Source organism: Stieleria marina (assembly GCA_007741555.1).
Classification (GTDB): domain Bacteria; phylum Planctomycetota; class Planctomycetia; order Pirellulales; family Pirellulaceae; genus K23-9.
The window spans coordinates 4,037,313-4,054,675 of the sequence record CP036526.1; the positions used below are offsets into that span (position 1 = coordinate 4,037,313).

Below are 17,363 nucleotides of genomic sequence, written 5' to 3' on the forward strand. Positions count from 1 at the left end.
CGAAATATCAGTTCCTAGGTTCCGGCTATTTCTCGTGCCAGCTGTTCGCGAAAAATCTTACTGTTATGTCGGATGTCGGTCGGCAGCGGCGTATCGCGAATGATAATCTCGCTGATCCGCCGCGTCAGAGGATTGCGTGCGGCGAGATCGATCAATTCAGATTCCAAACCGTCAAGCTCCGCATCGGGGTAGGGTTCAATCAGGATGACGGGCGTCTGCTGCGGAGCCTGTCCGCGTGGCACCAGAGCTGAACGGTAGACCGATGGATGCGCGTTGAAGATCGCTTCGCAGGGGACGGTGAACAAAGTGCGATCGCCCACGGTGACGCGGTGTGCTTTGCGTCCGCAAAACCAAAAACGGTCTCGATCGTCCAAGTAGCCGACGTCGCCCATCCGATGCCACACTTGATCACCATCGACGACTTTGTGCATCGCATTCTGGTCTTCTCGAACGACATACTGCCGCGTCACCATCGGGCCCGTGACCATCAGTTCGCCGATCTTGCCCTGTGGCAGCTCGGTCGTTTCGCCGATATTGGGCAACGCTCCGTCATTGATCTCGATCACACGCCACTGCACATCATCGAACCGGGTACCGACGCAAGTACCTTTGCCCTTGGCCGAAGCCGGTCCGGTTTGCGAAATCACTTCGCGAGATTCGATCGAAGCGATCGGCAACGCTTCGGTCGCACCATAAGGCGTCACGATATCGGCGTCTTCGTGAATTAGCCCACGCAATTGTTTCAGCGTCGCCGCCGGCACAGGAGCTCCCGCCGAAAGGACTCGCTTGAGCGTTGGGAATGGGCGTTGCACGTCGTTTTCCTCGCACCATCGAACCACCGTGTGCCACAGCGCGGGTGAACCAAACGCTTGGTCGACTTCCCATTGCTCGGCCGCTTCGATCAAACGCTGCGGATTGACGTCGGCTGGGCGAGTGGGATCCATATCGGGAATCACCGTCGTCACTCCCATCACGGCATCGAACAACCCAAACAGCGGAAAGCAGGCCAAGTCGCGTGAGCCACGATGAATGTCGTACCGCTCGCGAATTCGATCAATCTGCGCGTGGAAGGTCCCGTGCGTGTATAGCACTCCTTTGGGCGGCCCCGTGCTTCCGGTCGTAAAGATCACCGCAGCCGGATCGACTCGTTCGATGCGAGGCAGTGGCGTATCTGGGCTGCTTTGTCCTAAATCGTGAATCTGCTGCAGAGTCTTTCCGCCCCAAAAATAACGGCGTCCGACGGTAATGTTCCACTTCGCGCTAGGAAACTTGTTTCGCAGAACACTCCGAATCGCTTGCGCCTTCGGGATGCCCATGAAACCATCGGGGTTTGCGCCGCTAAGACATTTGACCAGATGCTGCCGGCCCATTCCGGGATCGACCAATACGACGACCACGCCGGCCTTCAGCAAAGCAAACACCAATTCGATAAACGATGCGCCAAAGGGCACCAACATCGCGATTCGCATGCCGGGTTTGACTCCCCACGCAATCAGACCTCGCGCGATGGATTCGGAGCGGTCGTTCAGCTTTTCAAACGTCGTCAGCGCGTAGCTGCGTTGCCCGCTCTCTTGCGGCGGTCCGTCAGGCTGGGCAATCGCGATCGCACCGGGCGCGAGGGCGGTGACGATTCGCAGACGGGCTGCAACGTTGCCGTCGATTTCTTGCTGGCTCATAAGGCAACCGTACTGGTCCAAAAAGTTAGCGACTCGGGTTCTTCAGAAGCCCGATGATTAGCGAGGCAATGTTTTGGCTGGTCGCTCGTTGTGCGCCTCTCCAGCCCGGCACCGCGTTGACTTCCAACACCCGCGGGCGACCGTCATCCGAATCAATGATGTCGACGGACGCAAACTGTAACTCCATCGATGACGTGATTCGACGCGCCAGCTTGTCCTGCTGTTCATCGTTTTCGATCACTCGGCACTGCGCACCGCCGGAGACATTGGTGCGAAAATCATTTTCGCTTTCACGTCGCAACGTAATCGTGTGTTCGCCGATGACCAGCAATCGCGTGTCGCGCCCGCCGGGCGAAATAAAACGCTGCACGTAGAAAACTGCGCCCAGTTGCTCCAGAGTCGTAAACGTGTACCAAGCCAGTTCCGCATCACGGATCCGCATCACTCCGCGACCTTCCCCACCGAATAGCGGTTTAACAATGCAATCGCCACCCAGTTGGCCGAATGCCTCCATTGCTTCAGCACGGCTTTGCACCACGATTGTTTCGGGGACATCGTATCCCAATCGTGCGATGTGTTCCAAAGCGGCAAATTTGTCGATCGCGATCTCCAAACCGCGCGGACGGTTCACAACGCGATCGCCCCGTGCGACTGCCGCGTGCAAGCAGGCCAAGCGAAACGTGATCTGTTCCAGCGATCCCGGCGGCATGGTCCGCGTCAGCACGGCATCGAAATCCTTCAGATCGACTTTCGCGGCATCGCCTTGATTGTCAGCTGCAGCATCCGCCGTCAGCCGCGACGGCCCGTCGGCGGATTGATTCGACGCAAGTGTTTCGTAGGGAGCAAACGCAATGTGGCAACCGGAGGCGTGTGCGGCAGCGATCAATTGGTTGCTGTGCCAGCCGACGCCGCCACCAAGCACCAGGATACGACTGTCACTCATGACAAAAACGATTCTCGCAACACGTCGGTCAAGATGCTGCCACGCGACCAAGTCCGGCCTGAGCGGAGATTGTGAAACGTCACCACCGCGGGGCTGAACAGCATGGGATCGACTTTGTAAAAATCGTAGTCGTACGATTTGAAAATCTTGGCAAATGGACGTCCGTGATCATCCGATGACGCACTGGGAACTTTGTCCGCGACCGATTCGATTTGCTCGTCATCCACATCGACCCACAAAGTCACATGCGCGCCGTAAAGCATCGCATCATTTGTACGGCCAATGCCACCCACCATGTCACCCGGTTTGGCTGGCGGGGACAGCGGCGCGACGCCTACGGCTGAGACGATGGCCCCAACGTCAAATTTCAGTTCGTGCAATTTGTGCAAAGCCGTTTCGATGCTTCTGGCGACGACTTGCACGCTGCCGGCAATCGATGTGCTGGGAGCAACGGCCAGATGCACGCCGGAGTTTGGCACGCCGCATTCATCCGCAATCAGCTGGATCACCGATTCCGGCGGCAGCTTGTCGGTTTCCAAAATGCCGACGACGTTGTCACCGGAATCGGAAAGCGACAGTTCTTTGAGCACCGGTTCCTTGCCGCGAAACAAACGCATGGGACCGCTTCCCATGGCGAAAAAGTCATCCGTTTTGACCGGCCATCCCGCATACTGGGCTCCCAAGCAAGCGGCCACTGGCGCGTCGGTCTGGACCACCACCGCTTGATCGACGGCGTATCGATTGGCGTCACAGGGCTGCAACGTAATCGAAGCCGAATCGGCCAGGCACAGCTCCGCCAGCAAAATTCCCGCTCGCAGCGATCCCGATGTTTGGATACCGGCATCCAACACGACTGCATTGCCGATTGATGACACAATGGTCCGGTCGGCCGCGCAAGTTGTCAGGGCGGTTTGAAATCTTTGATAGGTTTGTTCGTTTAACATCCCAAAATCGTTGTCAAATGCGGCGTCCGTGTCCACGGGGGCCAGCAACTACAATCGAAACCCCTGCCCAAAAAGCCCCAAATCGTTCATTCTGTAACGATCTTGCTTCGCGAAAAACGCGGGGCGCCCGACAACCGCGCTGCTAATAGATTTGCCATGGACCTGAGTGTTGTTTCTTTTCCCCACCCGACTCTTCGCTACAAAAGTAAGCCGATCATGCGGGTCGACGCGGAACTGCACGCGATTGCCGATCGCATGCTGGAATTGATGTACGAACACAACGGCGTCGGGCTAGCTGCCAATCAAGTCGACTTGCCGATTCGGATGTTCGTGATGAATCCGGCTGGCAAGAAGGACGAGGGCGAAGAATGGGTTGTCATCAATCCCGAAATCAGCAAACCCAAAGGCACCGAATCAGCCGAAGAAGGTTGCCTGAGTCTGCCTGGATTGTACGGCGACGTGAAACGGCCCAAATCGGTCTATCTGAGCGCCTATGACATCAGCGGCAAACCGATCGAAATGGAAGTGGACGGGTTTGCTTCGCGGGTGATCCAGCACGAAAAGGATCACTTGGATGGCGTGATGTTCTTTGACCGCATGCCGGATGAATCGCGTCGGGAACTGGACTATCAGCTCGAAGAAATGGATACGGATTTTCGCTCCAAACAGTCGACCGGTGCAATTCCGCCCGACGACGAATTGGTGGCTCGATTGAAAACCTGGACCGACAAATACGCGTGATCCATTTGCCGCGAAAAGGACTGTCGTGATGACAAACCAAACCATGCGATTGATATTGATGGGCACCGGTCCCTTTGCCGTTCCGTCATTCGAAGCGCTGCGAACAGCTGGACACGACATCGCACTGGTGGTGACGAAACCGTTGCCGGCCGTCAAAAGTCGCAAAGGCCCGCCGCCTTCGCCGGTGCGACAGTGGGCCTTGGATCACGATCTGCCGGTGTACGATCCGCTCAGTATCAATGAAGAAGCTGCGATCGATCGGACGACGAAGATCGAAGCGGATTTGCTGGTCGTCTGCGACTACGGGCAAATCCTGAAACCTGCTGCGCTGGGGGCTGCTCGTCTTGGCGGCATCAATCTGCACGGTTCGCTGCTGCCGCAGTACCGCGGTGCTGCCCCTGTGCAACGATCGTTGCTCAGTGGAGACGCGGTCACGGGCGTCAGTGTGATTCACATGACGCCGCGGTTGGACGGAGGGCCGATTCTTTGCACTCGCAGCACACCGATTTCCGACGACGAAACTGCGGGTGAATTAGAAGATCGGCTGTCAGCGATCGGCGTCGATGCGACGCTAGAAGCGATCGACGCGCTGACCACGTGGGACGGCGCGTCACCGATCGGCGAAAAACAAAACGCGGAATTGATCACCAAAGCACCGCGTCTTTCCAAAGCCGAAGCCGAAATCGATTGGAGTCGTACCAGCCGTCAAGTCGATTGCCATGTTCGCGGCATGCAACCGTGGCCCGTCGCCTTCACGCACATCGCCGTCCACGCTGACAAACCACCGATTCGATTGGCGATCACAAAGATTGCGACCAAGGTCGAACTGGACGCGGTCAGCGAACTGTCGGACGACGTGCTTTCGCCGGATAAGGCAGAGCCGGGCATGATCGTCAGCGCCAAGAAGGGACTGTTTGTGGCGACTGGCGATGGCACCATCGAGATCAAACGCCTGAAACCGGCCGGCAAAAAAGAAATGGACGCCATGGAGTTTGTCCGCGGTCATCACCTCAAAACCGAAATGCGTTTTATCTGTCGCTAGCTTATTCCACGGGCTTACTTCAAGTGCTTTCTTGACTGCGAAAGAACTCCCGCCCGAGCGGAAAACCAAGTCAATGCGTACAGATTAAATGCGTGATCCGGCGAAGCTGACAAAAACAGTGACTGAGAACTTGGATGGCCACGACGAACCTGCTGGACGACATTTCTGCGATGGCCGCCGCCGAAGGATTCATCCTGAGCGGTGTTGCTCCCGCCGTCGATAGCGCGGGATTCACCGAACTGGTTCGCTGGATCGACGACGGGTACTGCGCGGACATGGATTACTTTGCCAACCGCCTGGATGCCTACCAAAATCCGTCAGGAGTACTCCCCGGAGCCAAGTCAGTCGTGGCGCTCGCGTATCCCTATCCTGCGACCAGTCCATCAGCAATCCCGGTCAACTATGGACGCGTGGCGCGTTACACATGGATTGGGCAGGATTATCACGATGTCATTCATCCCAAACTAAAGCGGATTTGCCGACTGGTTCGCCGGCATCAACCGGAATCTAACGCACGGGGGATCGTCGACACGGCGCCCTTGATGGAACGCGAATTTGCGCAGTTGGCAGGGCTTGGTTGGCGAGGAAAGAACACGCTGCTTTTAAACAAACAATTTGGCAGCTATTTCTTTTTGGCGTGCGTCTTAGTGGACATCGAATTGCCAACTAGCGATCCGCAGCAAAATTCGCACTGCGGAACTTGCACGGCGTGTTTGGACGCGTGCCCGACCGATGCGTTTCCAAGTGCCGGCGTGCTGGATGCTTCCCGCTGCATCAGCTACCTGACGATCGAGAACAAGGATTCGATCCCGGCATTGCTACGACCAGGGATCGGCGACTGGGCGTTTGGCTGCGACATCTGTCAAGAAGTCTGCCCCTGGAACACTCGCCCCGCACGCAGTGCAACGCAAACCGATGCACCTGATTCGATCGATTTACTCGATTTGTTCTGGATGGACGAAGCAATCTTTCGAGAGCGGTTTCGTAAATCACCGATGTGGCGGACGCGGCGTCGCGGAATGCTGCGCAACGCCGCAATCGTTCTTGGAAACACCGGCGACGCATTAGCGCTCGACGCACTGCGACAAGGTAGCCGAGACCAAGAACCGATTGTGCAAGAAGCCTGCCGATGGGCGATTGAAAACATTCAATCGCGTTCAAAAGCGTAATTCCGCGACGACAGCAAGCTGTCATTTCAACCGCGTCAGGAACTGCGCGTCACGGGTTGCGCGTCATGGATTGCCTGGTTCGCCAGCACGCCATCAATACGCTTGGCGAAACCAACACGTCAATACGCTTGACGAAACACGTCCAGCAAATCGTCCGAAGCAGGCGTGTCCGATTCGTCGCTGACAAAGCGGTTGGCCAGTTCTTTTTCTTCTGGCTCCTGTGGAAAGATCGAATCGGGAAGCCGCGGGGTGGCGGGAGCACGCAGTGATTTCAAAAACTGAATCACCAACTCGCCGTCTGATTTGCTAAGCGAGCGAAATTTTTCGATCGACTCACTTGCTTCACCACCGTGCCACAAGATCGCTGACCGAAGCGTCGTGGCGCGTCCGTCGTGCAAGTACGGCGCCGAATCGGCAACACCCCACAACGGCGGCGTGCGCCATTCCCGTTGCATGGAGTCCCACATCACATTGCCCCCGTTTCTCACATCGATCGCCTGAACCGGTAACCGGCCGTAAGGAAACTTTGGCTCAACGGGCCTGGCAAACGCAAAGGCACCGATCGAACTTCCGCCGCCATAATAACTTGCCACCGAACGTCCACTGCCAAAGGGACGATTGTCACGTGGGAATCGAGGCACCGCGATCGACGAAACGGTTTGCAAACGGCCACGCGACGATGGTGAGGGCGCTTGCAATAAGTCCCCCATGTCGTGCAACAGCAAGTCGCTGAAAATGCCGCGTGCTGGCGAAACGCTTTCGACATGACAAACGGCACAGCCGGCTTGGGCAAACAATCTCTTTCCTTGGCGAACTCCCGCCCAATGATCCGCTTGGGTGCGTTCTTGAATCGGTGCGGGAAGCGAACCAACATACGCCACCAGCTGCCTGACCCCGTTTTGATCCAGGTCTTGTCCCAAACTGACGTACGATATATCCGCCGTGTCGGGCGGCTGTGGTGTTCCCGGCACTTGCAGTCCCAGTTCCCCCGCGCAGGCTCCCATCACAAAACTACTCAGTGACGTTGTCTGCGCACGCCATCCAAACTTTCCGTCGCCAACACGCCCCGTCACTTTTCCTTTGCTGCGTGCCGCCTGGACTCGCGCGATATTCATCAGACGCGACATGGCAATCCGGTCGATCAAGCCCAACCCGAAAAGCGGCGGAGAGTTGCGTTGGCTCAAGTAAAAATCCAATTCGCCTCGTCGGCCCGCGATCACAGGTCGATCCGCAATCGCTTGGGAAGTTCGCTTGGCGCAATCAAACCACTCCGCGTCGATACCGTCAGTCACTCCCTCAGCTAATTGATCCCGGATGGGTTTGTAAAACGGACGCGACGATGATTCGTGAACCACCACGTCCATCGACAAAACACCATTGGGTGAGATGAAACCGGGAAACAGATCATCAACCACTTTTTCGACTTCTTCCCGTTTTTCGGTTGCCGCACGTCCAAACGCTCGATTCGCAACGCGAACGATCGCCGGTGATCGCGGATCCAACGTGATCAGCGTGACATTGCGATCGACGTCAGCACCCGCCCCGCCAGCATGACAGTCTTCGCAGGACTTGGCGTTAAACATGGGGCCCAAACCGTCGCCCGAAAGCGAAGTCAGTTTGGCTCGATACTGATTGTCGGTCAGTGTTCCTTGCTCAGGAATATCCGGCGGCGTGTGAACCCATTCTTTCTGAAAGAGCGTTCTGCCTGCGTCGACCACTTCTCTGTGAGACTGTGGCAACCGTTCGGGTTTATTTTGCTGAGCCGAACCGACCGTTGCTACGCCGCCAATGAGAGCGGCCAAACTCAGGCGGCAAAAGAAGTGCAATCGACGAACAGTTGCCGAACGACTTTGCGCTTGGGTGAATCGCGGGGGGAGACCAACGTTCATATCAATCACACCTGCATCTAGAGGGACGAGACAGACCGAGAAGAGAAGCGTTTGATAGTGTGGCGTTTTGGATGCACGAATGCAAATTTTGGGTCCCCCGATAGTCGACAACCTCAGCGCCATTGAAGTGTGTTTAGGCAAACTGCGACAGACAGAGCGTTCACGCGTTGCAGTGTTTTGGGCAGTGCCTCCCTTGGGGCGTGGCGAAACGCGTCATGCGAGCGGACTTGCAAAGACAGACGACTGGCAAGAAAATTTGACTCGCATGCCGACAAAACGGTACATTCACGAAAGTGATCGAGCGGTTGTGACTTGGATTTTAAAAGCAACGGCAAGGATCACGTCGCTGCAAGCTCATTCAGTGAGTTGGGGCAGCGAACCATTCCCATTTGCTACTCGCCGATTCAGGAGGCACAGGGTGCGATGAGTATTGTCGAAACGATGAACGAAACCTTGGTGATCAATCCGGCATTTTTGCAGGAGATCAAGGACAGCAATCCCGAGTGTTGGGACACCCAGCATCGACTCCGGCAACTTTGCCACTGCGATTCAGACCCTGCCGATCGCCTGAATCGGTTGGTCAAATTGCTAGGAGCCTTTCGCGATCACCTAGCACTTCAGTTCGCTTTGGAAGAATCGTATGGCTACCAGAAAGTACGTGGCATCAACACGACGGCCAAAGTGCTGTTGAATCCCGGACTGATTGACAAAGCCCACGATCAACATTGCACGTTGTATCTGGAGATCACTGCGTTGTCCGAAGCAGCCAATGAGTTGCAGTACCGCGGTTTGGAAACCGGACAACTAGAAAAACTGATTCAACAGGTTTGCGATTTTGATGCAAAATTGATTCAGCACGAGACTTTGGAGTCTGACCTGATCGAACAGTCGTTTGAACTCTCTTGAATCGCGACTAGAGTTTTAGAGGGGCGTTTCACTTAACCTCATCACTGTCTCGCTGACAAAGTAGGCCACTATGTTTTCTGACATCAAAACAAGACCCATGGAGGTGTTGTTGCTGGAAGATGGCTTGATGGATGCGCGGGTGACCATCCACGCTCTGCGGCGGAGCGGCATTCATCATCGCTTGACGCTGGTACGCCGCGTCGACGAAGCGATTTTGTTTTTGCAGCGAAAAGGTATTTTCGCGCGTGCCCCGCGTCCTGATTTGTTGTTGCTGGATATGAATTTGCCCGACGGCACTGGCTTTGACATCCTGGAATGGCTGGAGGAAAACGAAACGCGAATCACCACTGTTGTTTTGACGGCCACGCACGACGAAGCCACGCGGGCGCGATGCGAGGACATGAAGGTTCACGATTTCATCACCAAACCGGTCAACCAAGACAAGTTCTTACGCGTCGTCCGCGATCACAAACGGTTGATGATCCATAGTACGCCCGTGCTATCACCCGTTTGATTCATCCCGCATGACTTTCAGCTGAGTCAATTCGCCATCGGAAGGTCGCCCCGACATGACTCAGCGCGGTTTCGATGATGTTTCGGTTGACGTTAGCGCTGACGCGACGCGAAATGCTGATCCGGGCCCCGTTCAAACAAAAGCGACACACTCTTACTTAGCCAGACGCGCGGTCCATGAAAGCGGACTCTTTCGCTGGTTGGAGCCGATCGAAACCGATCTCATTCCGGTCTGGAGCGTGGTCAGTGGCTTGATGGGAATCGGCGTCGCCCTGTTCTTTCTGGGTGGCTTGGCGGGTGCCGGCAAGTATTGGCTTGATGAACAAATTCGCGCCATGCCGTTGCCGATGAACCTGCAAATCGTTTATCTGCAAACGATTTACTTGCCGATCGCCGCGATCAGCGCCGTGGCGCTGGTCGTCATCATGTTTTGGTTTCCGTCGATCATCCTGCGATTTGTGACGGCGCTATTCATTTTGGCCCCCGGCACGACCGCATTCTTTTGGGTGTACGAAGTGATCCAAGGTGACGCGATCTCGAGTTTCTTTTACGGCGTCCCTGCCCTGTTGATGTCGTTTTTTGTCGGATCGGCGACGATCGGCCTGGCAATGCAAATGATGACGCCTTGGGAACTCACTCACTGCCAGTGGCAAACGCGAAAACGCCGCTTGACTGGAATCACCTCGTTGATGGAGCTGACCGTCGTTGTTGCGTTGGCCTATGCACTTTTCAAACGACTCGAAGGCGGCGAAATTTCTGTTCAGAATGCCCAACTACTTTCGCTCGGCTTCTTGTTTTCGTTGCCAACACTAGTTGCGTGTATCCTGTTCCTGCGGCTTGAGCAATCGTCTCGCAGTCGAATCCAGTTGGCGTTGGCATTTGTCGCTCTGGCTTGGGCCGGCAGCTTCGCTTTTGTGTGCTTTGAAGTGATACCGTATTTTGGAACATCGATTTTGCCACAAAAGTTTTCGTGGCTTGCGACTCTGTCTCTTTTGGGCACCTTGCTGACGGTGCTTACCACAGCGATCAGTATGGCGTGGCTGCGATTCTGCGGATGGAGCTGTCAAAAGTGACACGACTGGCGTACTCAATCCGCAGCGGCACAGCATCCGCGGAAAAAACAACATGACTTCATCACCGAGCACTTCTGACTGCAACGGATTTCCAAACAGCGCACCTGCGCCAAGCGTCGTGCTGTCAGAAAGACACCGATCGTTTGATGACGTCTCTCCAGCGAGAGTGAATGATCCGCAAGCAGCAGGCGCCGCGTACGACGACCAAGCTTTTCGACAGATTGATTTGGACCTTGGCGACGACATCTATTTCGATGACGTCGATTGGTGGAGCGCGAGCATGGGCCTGCTTCCGCCCGCCTTGCTGCTCGGGCTTGCCGCTGGGTTGACCTTGCCATTGATGGAACTGACTTACTGGTTACTGCTGCCCTTGCCCGGAGCCGCTTGGACCACTGCCGGTATGCAGATGCTGCTGTTTCCGTTCGTCGCGCTGTGGGCCGTAATTGTTACCGTGCCGATGTTTTGGCACGTGTCGATACTGACTCGCTTTGCCGTCGCGGTCGCTCTTTGCATTCCCACGGCGATGGGACTTCGACTGACGTTGGATGCACCGTCCGGCGCGGTGGCCAGCCAGTATTTTGGCATGGTGCTGACGGCTGGTTTTCTACCACCTGCCGTTATCGGAACGACGTTTCAACTCTGGAGCCCCTGGTCGCTGGTGCATCGGCGGCAAATTGAATCTGCACCGCGACCGACCAGCTTAAGAACACTGATCGAGCTGACCACCGTCACCGCCGTGTTTCTTTGGTTCGGAACTTCGTTTGACTACCTGGAGCACGCCACGTCCGCGCTGGTCGTTGCATCGGTCACCGCAATCACATCGTTGATGCTCATTGGTTTCTGCATTGGACGAATGCAATCCCGGGCAAACGTCCGAGCCATCTTCCTGGCCGTGTCCGCAGGTGTCCTTTTGTCGACAATCGTAACTTGGCTATTCCTATCGGCCCAAACGCAATCTGCCAGCTTCCCCAACGACGGTATGCCAGCCTTAATTGTGCTGATCTTTGGTGCCGGCGTGATGTCCGCATGGATCTACGCCGCAACAAAATGGCTGGAACGCTGCGGGTGGCGTTGTGTTGCAAGTAGGTGAAGCTTGCAATTGGACCGGAAATTACTGGCCAAACGGTTACTTTAGAGCGGAAGATCTTTGTCCCAGGCGATAAACGGTCCAATTACCAAATTGACGCGCCGCTTCTTTTGCCGCGAATGAGCCCTATAATTCTCGGCAGCGATATATTCATTCAGCAACTCTCTTGGCGAACCTCTCGTTCTCCCACCGAAGATCGCTTCGTCAGCAGCCAGATTGCCTCGCCAACCCAACTTACTCTTGATAAACGTGACCAATTACTTGATGCATCGCCCCGCTACGCCATCGTTTCGCCGCGGCTCCTTTTGCGCGTTTGCGATGCTCACACTGTTGCTTGGCTGTATCGTGACCAGCTCGGCGCAAGACGGCGGAACCGACCGGGGCACGCCAACCGATGCTACCGATCTTCCAGCCGCAGGCAACGATGTCAAAAACGGCTACTTAATCGATGTGCCAATTCCCTTGGATGCCGATTCGACCGCCCGTCTGCTGACACAGTTAACCCGATTGGCAGAAACCGCGCCGGCTGGCAAACGCGTCACGGTCGTGCTTCGTTACGAAACCGAACAAGACGCGGGAACGGGCACTCAGTTCGAAGACGCGCTGAAGGTGGCCCGCGCGATTACTTCGCCAGAACTTCGCAGTATTCGCGCGGTCTCGCTCGTCAACGGTCCCGTCGTCGGACATTCGACGCTGCCGATTCTCGCATCCGACGCAATCGTGATGGGGCCGCGTGGAGTCATCGGTGACGCATCAGCTGGCGAATCATCCGCCGACGAAACCATCACGATCAGTTACAACGCTGTGGCAGCCAAACGCGGTTTGTTTCCGCTGCCGATCGTCACCGCGATTGTCGATCCCGGCGTCGAACTGGCACAGGTCGCGAAAGTAGGCGGCGGCGAGACGTTTGCCGTGGGAGACGATCTAAAAAAATTTCGCGAGGACGGCAAGGTGCTCAGCGAAGAAGTCTGGGCGGCCGCTGGTGTACCGTTACGATTGGACGCCAAGCAGTTGCGCAAAGCCAGGATCTCAGCTGGCATCGTGGATTCGATGGAGCAGACCGCCGAACTGCTGGACTTGGCAGCGATCAATCCGGTCGAAAAAAATCGATTAGACGGCGAAGCAAACGGTGCACTACTTGAAATCGCCGGATCGATATCTTCGGGCCGTGTCCGTCGATGGCAAAGTAATCTCAGTGCGACGTTGGATAGCGGCTATGTCAACACTTGGGTGATTACGATCGATTCGGGCGGCGGCGACTTGGATCAGAGCGCCACACTAGCCGGTTTGTTTTCTCAGCCGGAACCTCCGCTTCGCGATGCCGCTGGTTTGATCCAAGGCGAAGCTCGAGGCGATGCCGCGCTGATCGCACTGGCTTGTCAGCCGCTGTACATGACGCCCGATTCAACGTTGGGTGGCCCCGGTAGCGACGTGGTCACGCAAGACGACTTAGATCGATACGAAGAATTGATCGAACAGATTGCACGCAACACCAAACGTTCCCCCGCATTGATTCGCGGTTTGCTGCATCGAGATCTGGTCGTCTACCGATACACGAACAAGAAAACCGGGCGAGTTCGTTTTGCGACCGAGGAAGATCTGGTCCGCGACGCGGAAGATCAGGACGCGGAACGTGAACGATGGCAACGAGGCGATCAAGTTGAATTGGCCGCAGGCCTGGACGCTCGCAAAGCACTCGAGCTTGGACTGATCGACGGCGAATCACCATCGCTGGAAGACACGTCCCGACGACTTGGGTTAAAGGAACCGCCCAAACCCGTTTCGGACCGCGGATTTGTTCGGTTTGTGGAACAGTTGGGGAGATCGCAGGCCCTGGCATTCTTGTTGCTTTTCGTCGGCTTTGTCACGTTGTCGGCCGAAGCCAACGCACCGGGGCTGAGCGTGCCCGGTTTCATTTCGATGGTCTGCTTTGCCCTGTACTTTTGGATCAAATTCTTGGCTGGCACCGCCGAGTGGCTGGAATTGGTGCTGTTTGCGATCGGATTGATTTGCATCGGCATCGAGATTTTTGTGCTGCCAGGGTTTGGGGTGTTCGGCGTCGGTGGCTTGGCAATGACGATCTTGGGATTGGTTTTGATGAGCCAGACGTTCGTGATTCCCAAGAATACGTATCAGATCGAAGTGCTCACCCGAGGTCTATGGATTGCACTCGGCGGGGCGTTTGGATTGATCGGCGGATTCATTCTGATGCGGATGTTGTTTCCGCACGTACCGCTTTTCAAAGGCTTGGTGATGGACACCGGAGACGTCGCGATGGTTGAACAAGCCGAACGATTGGCGGATTTTTCGCACCTACAGGGTCAAACGGGCACGGCCACGACGCCACTATTGCCGTCAGGTAAGGCTCGTTTTGGCGACGAAATCGTTGCCGTTGTTAGCGACGGATCGGCGATTAGCAAAGGTGATTCGATTCGAGTCACTCAGATACACGGCAATCGCGTCGTCGTGGAAGCGGTTGGCAGCTGATGGCTCTTTATTACAGCATCGGCTTCTTAGCCCTGTTTTTTGTCTGTCTGGTCGCCGAATTTTTCGTGCCCAGCGCCGGCTTGATCGGCGCCGCAGCATTTGTCGCTGCGATCGTCGCAATCTTGAGCGCGTTCGGGCACAGCTTGATGGCCGGAGTCGTTGTGTCAGGAGTCGTTGTCGTATCAACGCCGCTGATTCTGTATTTCATGATCCGCATGTGGCCGCATACGCCAATCGGTCGGCGCATTTTGAATCGCAAACCCGGCCAACGCTTCAGTCGTCAGTTCCCCACGCTTGATGATGGTACGCCGCTCAGCGAACTGGTGGGCCGCGTCGGAGTTGCCATGTCCGATTTACTCCCTAGTGGTCGAGTATTGATTGACGGACAAAAACTGGATGCCGTCAGTATCGGAATGCCAATTGATTCCGGGGCAAACGTGATCGTGACCAACATTGTGTCACGAAAAATTCAAGTACGAATCGCCAATCCTTCGGAGCAGCAGCAACCACCAGAAGCGGTGGGTGGCGAAACAGGTTCGCCCGAAGTGCTCGAATCTTTCGACCTTGAGTCCCTCGATTGATCTGTCACACTGCACTATTCTTGAAGTCTAGCGTTTAGCCTTCAATGCCAAACTTTGTTTCGCAGCTTTCCCATGCCGTTTGACGATCCGCCTCTGTCGGCCACCGAGCAGATTCACTACGCGATCCTGAAGCGTTGGGTGAAAGACGCGTGGGAATCCAACGCCAGTTTCGACGTCGATGACCATTTTCATCCTGAGTGCCTCGTGACTGGCATGACGCCCGGTGTACTGGAAGGCGTCGCTCAAGTCCGCGTTGCACACAGCACCATTTGCGCACGCATGCAACACGTCAGTGCGAAAGTCGCGTCGCTCATCGTGCGCGGTGACCGGTTTGCTGGGTTCATCGACATCGAAGCTCATCACTTGGACAGCGATGTTGACGTCGCGTTTGAAGTTAGCAGTTTTGGTCGCATGAGAGACGGATTGATTTATCGTTGCCACAACGTCATCGACTACACCGGTTTGTACGCAAAGCTAGGCGTCTTGGATGTCGAATTGCTCCGGGAACGTTTCGGGTAGACAGGTTCACGCCCCCCTTGGCAAACCAACACACGGCTAGCGGTCGCCGGACAATCGCTTGAAATATTCGGTGTAACTGCTTAGTTCGGTATCCACATAGTAGACATCGGGGCCCTCGAAGTAGATCTTGGTGAACGACGACATATTCAGCATCTCCATCTCAGGGATGGGAGGACTGTGGTCCTGGATCACCAACGAATAGTCGTCAGATCCGATGACGGAATAGGGCACGGAACTGGATTCGCCATCCATTTCGTAAACATATTCGTGCGCGTTATACGTGATCTTTAGTTTTCCAAAGACGTCATTCAGCACTTCTCGCTGCTCGTCTGTCACCTGCGGGCCCAGACCCTCCATCGTACGCTCTTTGTCCGACACCCAAGTTCCGATCAGACGCGCGTCGGTTGCACGGGGGACAGCATAAATCCGCGCTGCCAGCACCAAAGTACTCACGGCGAACAGAACAGTCAGGACTTTCCAAATCACACGTGCACCCACATATATTGCGTAACAGAAACCGACTCGGTGAAGCGGCGGCCCAGCAGAGCAGAGCGTCGTTCAGCTATCTGACCTTCTGATCGACTAGCCATTTGTGATCCACTCGGACATCTGCGTCAACGTCTTGCCCCGAGCGCGGCGTTAGGAACGAACCAGGTAAAACGCCAACGAATCGTTTACTTGGCAATTGCGGACAACAATCCGTCAGCTTCTTGCTCAGCGGCTTTCATCACGTCCGCGATTTGGACGACCTCGCCTCCGTTCTGTGCGCTCAATTCCGCCGCGGCCATGAACGCGTACAAGTTCAACGTCTCCTTCGGATCGATTGGCGCTTTGCCCGTACGAAAGAACTTTGCGATTTCAACCACGAGCGGTTTGTATCCATCGTACTTGCCCAAATCAGCAATGCCCTTGGATCCATACGCGATCCCACCGTAGCTGGCTTTGCCAATTCGGATCCCACGAAAGGTACCGATACGCCCACCGCTCCAGTGACCGACTGCTAAATCCGTCCCTTCCGACGTTGTCATCGAAACCGATTCGCACCCCGATCCCAAACTCGTAAACAACAGTTCGACGCCATGGATCCCATACCAGTACAGCCGACTGTGCGACGGTTCCAGTGAACAAGGACTGTGCGTGCTCGCTCCTAGGACGTCGCCAATTTGGCCGTTGCGAATCGACCCAACTGCGGTTCCGTATCGCAGCGACGACGAGCTAAACATCGGGACTTTGTAATTGTCTGCTGCCCGAAAAATCGCGACCACTTCGCTTAGTTTGGCTCCCGCTGGCTTATCAATAAACACAGGCTTACCGGCCTTGAAAACCAGCATCGCCTGGTCCAAGTGCATTTTTCCGTCGTTGGTTTCCAACAACACACAATCGACTTTGCCGAGCAACGCATCGATGGAATCGCATATCTCGACTCCCAGCGTTTTCATTGCTTCGGTGTACCTGGGGATCCGACTCGAGCTGGATTCAATATCCCGGCTGCCGTACGGATACGCTGCCACAACGCGGCAGTTCTGCATTTCGGGTGCAGTCGGTTTTGTGTTAAACGCCTTGGTGAACGCCGTTACATGCGATGTATCCAAACCGATCACCCCGATTCGCAGTGTATCGGAATCCCCCGGATTCACATCATCGGCCGCCCAACAAGGCGACGTGCAAAGGACGATAAGCAAAAGTGTGAATCGCATCGAAGGGTCTCCGCTAACTAATGTCATTTGGTTACGGTTTGGCCTATCAATCTAACAGAAGGGCCGGCGTGTTGTTCATTTACAATACGCTGACGT

Annotated in this window: 16 protein-coding genes; 10 read left to right on the top strand and 6 right to left on the bottom strand. The window is 55.6% G+C overall.

Annotated elements, in window-relative coordinates; translation table 11 throughout:
- Positions 1-14: 14 nt before the first annotated feature.
- Genes K239x_RS14475 through mch form a run of 3 tightly spaced genes read right to left on the bottom strand, consistent with a single transcriptional unit; the run spans position 15 to position 3,563 of the window.
- A complete protein-coding gene (locus K239x_RS14475; protein WP_145418854.1) occupies positions 15-1,676 on the bottom strand; it encodes a fatty acid CoA ligase family protein in 1,662 nt (553 codons plus the stop codon).
- Positions 1,677-1,701: 25 nt separating this feature from the next.
- Entirely contained in the window at positions 1,702-2,619 is a 918-nt protein-coding gene (locus tag K239x_RS14480) for an ATP-grasp domain-containing protein (protein WP_145418856.1), read from the bottom strand.
- Positions 2,616-3,563 carry a methenyltetrahydromethanopterin cyclohydrolase gene (gene mch, locus K239x_RS14485; protein WP_145418858.1) on the bottom strand — a complete coding sequence of 316 codons (948 nt, stop codon included), beginning with the start codon at positions 3,561-3,563 and terminating at the stop codon, positions 2,616-2,618. The genes K239x_RS14480 and mch overlap by 4 nt, the downstream gene beginning before the upstream one ends.
- A 156-nt stretch (positions 3,564-3,719) precedes the next feature.
- On the opposite strand from mch, the gene def reads away from it, so the two are divergent.
- From def to queG, 3 genes are all read left to right on the top strand, one after another.
- Positions 3,720-4,304: a peptide deformylase gene (gene def / locus K239x_RS14490; RefSeq protein WP_145418860.1), complete on the top strand. Its 585-nt coding sequence runs from the start codon at positions 3,720-3,722 to the stop codon at positions 4,302-4,304.
- 28 nt (positions 4,305-4,332) lie between these two features.
- On the top strand, positions 4,333-5,346 hold the full coding sequence (gene fmt, locus K239x_RS14495; RefSeq protein WP_145418862.1) for a methionyl-tRNA formyltransferase: 1,014 nt from the start codon (positions 4,333-4,335) through the stop codon (positions 5,344-5,346).
- 134 nt (positions 5,347-5,480) lie between these two features.
- The gene (queG, locus tag K239x_RS14500) at positions 5,481-6,515 is read left to right on the top strand and encodes a tRNA epoxyqueuosine(34) reductase QueG (protein WP_145418864.1); all 1,035 of its coding nucleotides are present in this window, start codon (positions 5,481-5,483) and stop codon (positions 6,513-6,515) included.
- Positions 6,516-6,634: 119 nt separating this feature from the next.
- Here the strand turns inward: queG and K239x_RS28670 are convergent, their stop codons facing one another.
- Positions 6,635-8,404 carry a di-heme oxidoredictase family protein gene (locus K239x_RS28670; protein WP_419188961.1) on the bottom strand — a complete coding sequence of 590 codons (1,770 nt, stop codon included), beginning with the start codon at positions 8,402-8,404 and terminating at the stop codon, positions 6,635-6,637.
- A 312-nt stretch (positions 8,405-8,716) separates the two neighbouring features.
- Here K239x_RS28670 and K239x_RS14510 point away from each other — a divergent pair, with 312 nt between their 5' ends.
- The 7 genes from K239x_RS14510 (at position 8,717) to K239x_RS14540 (ending at position 15,570) form a co-directional block, all read left to right on the top strand.
- The gene (locus K239x_RS14510) at positions 8,717-9,310 is read left to right on the top strand and encodes a hypothetical protein (protein WP_145418866.1); all 594 of its coding nucleotides are present in this window, start codon (positions 8,717-8,719) and stop codon (positions 9,308-9,310) included.
- 70 nt (positions 9,311-9,380) lie between these two features.
- Complete coding sequence (locus tag K239x_RS14515; protein WP_145418868.1) at positions 9,381-9,824, top strand: response regulator; 444 nt, start codon at positions 9,381-9,383, stop codon at positions 9,822-9,824.
- A 55-nt stretch (positions 9,825-9,879) separates the two neighbouring features.
- Complete coding sequence (locus K239x_RS14520; RefSeq protein WP_145418870.1) at positions 9,880-10,896, top strand: hypothetical protein; 1,017 nt, start codon at positions 9,880-9,882, stop codon at positions 10,894-10,896.
- 52 nt (positions 10,897-10,948) lie between these two features.
- Positions 10,949-11,986 carry a hypothetical protein gene (locus tag K239x_RS14525; RefSeq protein WP_145418872.1) on the top strand — a complete coding sequence of 346 codons (1,038 nt, stop codon included), beginning with the start codon at positions 10,949-10,951 and terminating at the stop codon, positions 11,984-11,986.
- Positions 11,987-12,232: 246 nt separating this feature from the next.
- Positions 12,233-14,470, top strand: coding sequence for an NfeD family protein (locus K239x_RS14530; protein ID WP_145418874.1), 2,238 nt, complete (start codon positions 12,233-12,235; stop codon positions 14,468-14,470).
- Positions 14,470-15,051, top strand: a complete 582-nt coding sequence (locus tag K239x_RS14535; RefSeq protein WP_145418876.1) for an NfeD family protein — start codon at positions 14,470-14,472, stop codon at positions 15,049-15,051. Before K239x_RS14530 ends, K239x_RS14535 begins: the two co-directional genes overlap by 1 nt.
- 72 nt (positions 15,052-15,123) lie before the next feature.
- The gene (locus K239x_RS14540) at positions 15,124-15,570 is read left to right on the top strand and encodes a nuclear transport factor 2 family protein (protein ID WP_145418878.1); all 447 of its coding nucleotides are present in this window, start codon (positions 15,124-15,126) and stop codon (positions 15,568-15,570) included.
- A gap of 36 nt (positions 15,571-15,606) precedes the next feature.
- Here the strand turns inward: K239x_RS14540 and K239x_RS14545 are convergent, their stop codons facing one another.
- Positions 15,607-16,068: a hypothetical protein gene (locus K239x_RS14545; RefSeq protein WP_145418880.1), complete on the bottom strand. Its 462-nt coding sequence runs from the start codon at positions 16,066-16,068 to the stop codon at positions 15,607-15,609.
- 176 nt (positions 16,069-16,244) lie between these two features.
- On the bottom strand, positions 16,245-17,267 hold the full coding sequence (locus K239x_RS14550; RefSeq protein ID WP_145418882.1) for a Gfo/Idh/MocA family protein: 1,023 nt from the start codon (positions 17,265-17,267) through the stop codon (positions 16,245-16,247).
- Positions 17,268-17,363 lie beyond the last annotated feature (96 nt).